Annotated in this window: 3 protein-coding genes and 17 tRNA genes; all 20 read right to left on the bottom strand. The window is 39.3% G+C overall.

From position 1 onward, the window contains the following. Nucleotides 1–171 precede the first annotated feature (171 nt). Nucleotides 172–1,404 carry a peptidoglycan hydrolase PcsB gene (pcsB, locus tag N7659_RS08030; RefSeq protein ID WP_263276616.1) on the bottom strand — a complete coding sequence of 411 codons (1,233 nt, stop codon included), beginning with the start codon at nt 1,402–1,404 and terminating at the stop codon, nt 172–174. Nucleotides 1,405–1,504: 100 nt separating this feature from the next. Then, the gene (mreD, locus tag N7659_RS08025; RefSeq protein ID WP_263276615.1) at nt 1,505–2,005 is read right to left on the bottom strand and encodes a rod shape-determining protein MreD; all 501 of its coding nucleotides are present in this window, start codon (nt 2,003–2,005) and stop codon (nt 1,505–1,507) included. A 1-nt stretch (nt 2,006) separates the two neighbouring features. Then, nucleotides 2,007–2,834 carry a rod shape-determining protein MreC gene (mreC, locus tag N7659_RS08020; protein ID WP_263276614.1) on the bottom strand — a complete coding sequence of 276 codons (828 nt, stop codon included), beginning with the start codon at nt 2,832–2,834 and terminating at the stop codon, nt 2,007–2,009. Nucleotides 2,835–2,898: 64 nt separating this feature from the next. After that, nucleotides 2,899–2,986: transfer RNA gene (locus N7659_RS08015), tRNA-Ser, on the bottom strand. 9 nt (nt 2,987–2,995) lie between these two features. Beyond that, a tRNA-Ile gene (locus N7659_RS08010) sits at nt 2,996–3,069 on the bottom strand. A gap of 35 nt (nt 3,070–3,104) precedes the next feature. Then, nucleotides 3,105–3,175, bottom strand: a tRNA-Gly gene (locus N7659_RS08005). Nucleotides 3,176–3,184: 9 nt separating this feature from the next. Further along, nucleotides 3,185–3,257: transfer RNA gene (locus N7659_RS08000), tRNA-Phe, on the bottom strand. Between the two features lie 9 nt (nt 3,258–3,266). Next, a tRNA-Met gene (locus N7659_RS07995) sits at nt 3,267–3,340 on the bottom strand. A gap of 13 nt (nt 3,341–3,353) precedes the next feature. Beyond that, nucleotides 3,354–3,443: transfer RNA gene (locus N7659_RS07990), tRNA-Ser, on the bottom strand. 8 nt (nt 3,444–3,451) lie between these two features. Further along, nucleotides 3,452–3,525: transfer RNA gene (locus tag N7659_RS07985), tRNA-Ile, on the bottom strand. A gap of 15 nt (nt 3,526–3,540) precedes the next feature. Continuing rightward, nucleotides 3,541–3,614: transfer RNA gene (locus N7659_RS07980), tRNA-Met, on the bottom strand. A gap of 5 nt (nt 3,615–3,619) precedes the next feature. Next, nucleotides 3,620–3,693: transfer RNA gene (locus N7659_RS07975), tRNA-Pro, on the bottom strand. A gap of 7 nt (nt 3,694–3,700) precedes the next feature. Further along, nucleotides 3,701–3,774, bottom strand: a tRNA-Arg gene (locus N7659_RS07970). Nucleotides 3,775–3,790: 16 nt separating this feature from the next. After that, nucleotides 3,791–3,876 (bottom strand) — tRNA-Leu (locus N7659_RS07965). A 5-nt stretch (nt 3,877–3,881) separates the two neighbouring features. Further along, nucleotides 3,882–3,953, bottom strand: a tRNA-Gly gene (locus tag N7659_RS07960). Nucleotides 3,954–3,963: 10 nt separating this feature from the next. After that, nucleotides 3,964–4,036: transfer RNA gene (locus N7659_RS07955), tRNA-Thr, on the bottom strand. Nucleotides 4,037–4,051: 15 nt separating this feature from the next. Further along, a tRNA-Leu gene (locus tag N7659_RS07950) sits at nt 4,052–4,133 on the bottom strand. A 5-nt stretch (nt 4,134–4,138) separates the two neighbouring features. Further along, nucleotides 4,139–4,211: transfer RNA gene (locus tag N7659_RS07945), tRNA-Lys, on the bottom strand. 26 nt (nt 4,212–4,237) lie between these two features. Next, nucleotides 4,238–4,310, bottom strand: a tRNA-Asp gene (locus N7659_RS07940). A gap of 4 nt (nt 4,311–4,314) precedes the next feature. Continuing rightward, nucleotides 4,315–4,387: transfer RNA gene (locus tag N7659_RS07935), tRNA-Val, on the bottom strand. Between the last annotated feature and the right edge of the window lie 53 nt (nt 4,388–4,440).

Below are 4,440 nucleotides of genomic sequence, written 5' to 3'. Positions count from 1 at the left end.
GGTTTAGAAACTTTAACAACTTTAAAACAAAAATTCTCATCGCTTTGAACATTAAAAGGGAGAGAATCAATGTGATTCTCTCCCGATCTTGATGAATAGTCACCCACTACAGTTGACAAAGAGCCTAAAAAAACAGAAAAAACAATGTTTTTTCTGTTGATTAGTCAATTATTAATATGGATAAATATAATAAACCGCTTGTGTAGTTGGGTTAAACCATCCACGGTAGTTACCAATTGATTGGTTACCTGCATAGTTAGCTTCCATAACTTGAATATTTGTTGAGCTTTGAACACCTGTTACATAAGCAACGTGTCCATAACCACCACCATCATATGGGAATACTGCAACTGAACCAACAATTGGTTCAGAACCAATTGAAAATCCTGCAGCTCTTGCACTTGCACCCCATTGATTTGCATTACCCCAGTAGTTACCAACCCAAGGTGCTAATGATTTCACACCCCAAGTACATTGACCAACTGGATAAGTGTTTCCAGAGTAGTTAACAGATGGCGTTGTTGTACGTGCTGGAGTAGAAGTTGTCGTTGTTGTATTATTTGCTGGTTGCGCTGGAGTTGGTGCAGGCGCTGGTTGCGCTGGTTGTGCTGGAGCAATAGTTGATACTACTTGTTGAGCTGTTTGAACAGACGCTTCTTGTTGTCTTACAGCTTCTTGAGCCGCTGCTCTTGCTGCTGCTTCTTGAGCTGCTGCTTGTGCAGCTTTCTCTTCTGCAGCTGATTTAGCAGCAAGTAAGTTATTTTTTTCATCTTGAGCTGTTGCCAACTCTGCAGCTAAGTTTAATTGAGCAACTTCTAATTCTGCTTTTTGAGTGTTTAAAGCATTAGCATTTTCAGCTAAAGTTGCTTGGTTTTCTGCCACAGTATTGATGGCTTCTTGGTTTTTAACTTGTTTTTCTTCAATAGCTTCTTTATCAGTTTTTTGTTGTTCCAACATTCTTTCATTTGCAGAAACAACTTCACGAATAGCAACAATACGGCTAATAGCGTCCGACAATGAATCAGAGTCAACTAATGTACTGATATAAGAAGTTGCAGTATTATTTTTTTGTGCACTTCTAGCTTGATTTTCTAATGATTTGCTTCTAGCAACAATTTTCCCAGAAAGAACTTCAATATCTTTTGCTAATTGTTGAGATTCAGCTTCAAGTTTTTTATTTTCTTCAGCTAATTTTTCTTGTTCTGCTTGGAGAGAATCTACTTGTTTTTGAACAGCTGTCACTTTAGCTTGAGCTTGAGCTTGTTCTGTTGTTAAATGATCAATGATATTCTCCTGATTAGCAATTTTACTATCGTAATCTGTTGCAGAAACAACTTGTAGGCTTGATACAGCGTTTAATGTTAACCCACTAATTAATACTGCGGATAAAATTCGTTTTTTCATTTAGTAAATACTCCTTTTCGATAAGACATTACTATAATACCAAAAAAAAGTCTAGTTTATATTACGTGATTGTTACATTTTAAAGCGTTTTTGAAATATATTATATTAAATGTAACCTTTTTACAAAAAACTCTGAAAATAAGAAGAAAAAGAGATTAATAATCAAAGAAGGTAACAAATGGTAGGAAACAAAAACATCAAATGGATAAGATGTCATGTGGTAAAACCATGCTAGAAAATAGCTACCAACATTAAAGACAAAAACAAGGATAAAAAAGCTAGCTACTCTAGCGATTTTACTGTATGTCATTAAATGCAACCACTTATATCCCAAAAAAATTAAAAGAGGAAAAAGAAAGGTTGCAATACCAATACTATGAAAGTACAAACTATCATATACGAAGGATAAAACAAAGAAAATCAAATAGACTAACCATTTTGAATAAGTTAAGATAAAAAACAAGAGCATCATTAAGAAAAAATAGCTCGAAATAATGAATTGATGGGAAAACAAACTAGAAATCAAATAAGTTAAATGCCTATCTAAAAAAAGGCTGGCAAATAAAAATAGAAAAGGAAAAATTTCTTTAAACTTTTTCATATTATTCTCCAATTAGACTAACATAGGAAAGATTTGAAAAGTCAACCGTTGGAACAACATAAATTTTAATGTTCAAAGGCTCTTTATCATCAATCATTTTTACTTTTCCAACAGAAATATCTGAAACTGATTGACCATCTAATCCACTTGTGAAAACCTCATCACCACTTGAAATGGCCTGTCTCGTATTCAATTGTGAAATGACTAAAAGATTCTCTTTTTCATCATAATCCGTTAAAACACCATAAACATCTTCCTTACTAGTTTTAATCTTAACAGGAATACCATCTGTATTTGACAAATTAGTAATCAAGGTGACGTCTGTAGTGGATGCATTAATTTTTTCAATTTTTCCTGCCAGTCCACCATTTGAAACTAAAAGCATATCATCTAAAACACCATCATATTTACCAATATCAACAGTAACATAATCAAGCCAAGCAATAGGAGAGCGCATTATAACTTTACCGGTAAGAACATTTAAACCTTCAAAAGATTCCTTGACACCAAGTATCGAACGTAACTCTTTATTTTCTTCGAGTAAAATTTGATATTCTTTGTCCTGTGTTTCCAATTTTGATAATTCTTCTCGAAGTCGATCATTTTCTTTAAAAGTATTAAATAATTCATTAATACTAGAAAATGACTGATTAACAAGATAAACAGGCATATCAATCACTTCTTTAACAGTATCAACGCTCGAATTGATAACAGAAGATACTTCTTCTCTAAGAGATTTATTTTTAGAAATAAAAAAAATAAGAGAAGCAGAAATTAAAAAAAAAGCAATGAAAATAATAATCAATTTTGACAATTTAAATTTTTTCATAGTCTTATACCTTCTATAATAAAATAAAACGAGATATCATAGTAATGATAATCTCGTTTAACTACGGAGAATGGGGGATTCGAACCCCCGCGCCAGTTACCCGACCTAACGATTTAGCAAACCGTCCTCTTCAGCCTCTTGAGTAATTCTCCAAATATAGATGGGCACGAGTGGACTCGAACCACCGACCTCACGCTTATCAGGCGTGCGCTCTAACCACCTGAGCTACGCGCCCAAGCAAAAGTTACTGCTTGGTTTACCCTAAAGTAAAGCGGGTGACGAGAATCGAACTCGCGACAACAGCTTGGAAGGCTGTAGTTTTACCACTAAACTACACCCGCTTAATGATATGGCGCGAGACGGAATCGAACCGCCGACACATGGAGCTTCAATCCATTGCTCTACCAACTGAGCTACCGAGCCGTTTTTCTATTGCGGGAGCAGGATTTGAACCTACGACCTTCGGGTTATGAGCCCGACGAGCTACCGAACTGCTCCATCCCGCGTTAACAATATATAAGGAGGATGTGGGATTCGAACCCACGCACGCTTTTACACGCCTGACGGTTTTCAAGACCGTTCCCTTCAGCCGGACTTGGGTAATCCTCCAGATCAAATGGACCTTGTAGGACTCGAACCTACGACCGCTCGGTTATGAGCCGAGAGCTCTAACCAGCTGAGCTAAAGGTCCAAAGTCTTTTAATTATAGCGGCGAAGGGGATCGAACCCCCGACCTCCCGGGTATGAACCGGACGCTCTAGCCAGCTGAGCTACACCGCCATCAATCGGGAAGACAGGATTCGAACCTGCGACACCTTGGTCCCAAACCAAGTACTCTACCAAGCTGAGCTACTTCCCGAAAAAAATGCACCCTAGAGGAGTCGAACCTCTAACCGCCTGATTCGTAGTCAGGTACTCTATCCAGTTGAGCTAAGGGTGCTTATCTATTATATTGATGCCGAGGACCGGAATCGAACCGGTACGAAGGTCACCCTTCGCAGGATTTTAAGTCCTGTGCGTCTGCCAGTTCCGCCACCCCGGCCGTTAAGCGAACGACGGGATTCGAACCCGCGACCCCCACCTTGGCAAGGTGGTGTTCTACCACTGAACTACGTTCGCTTATCGGTAATGCCGGCTACATGACTTGAACACGCGACCCTCTGATTACAAATCAGATGCTCTACCAACTGAGCTAAGCCGGCTATTTTATTTTTCTATGCGGGTTAAGGGACTTGAACCCCCACGCCGTTAAGCGCCAGATCCTAAATCTGGTGCGTCTGCCAATTCCGCCAAACCCGCCTATATGACCCGTACTGGGCTCGAACCAGTGACCCATTGATTAAAAGTCAATTGCTCTACCAACTGAGCTAACGAGTCTGTCTTTTACTTGGCTTTTAAACCAACGGTCCCGACGGGAATCGAACCCGCGATCTTCGCCGTGACAGGGCGACGTGATAACCGCTACACTACGGGACCTTTATGGGAGTTAACGGGATCGAACCGCTGACCCTCTGCTTGTAAGGCAGATGCTCTCCCAGCTGAGCTAAACTCCCCTTAGCTAAGCAACTACCCTATCTCACAGGGGGCAACCCCCAACTACTTCAGG

The sequence above is a fragment of the Streptococcus sp. CSL10205-OR2 genome, assembly GCF_025660655.1.
Taxonomy (GTDB): Bacteria; Bacillota; Bacilli; order Lactobacillales; family Streptococcaceae; genus Streptococcus.
This window is presented reverse-complemented; position numbering and strand designations above follow the sequence as displayed.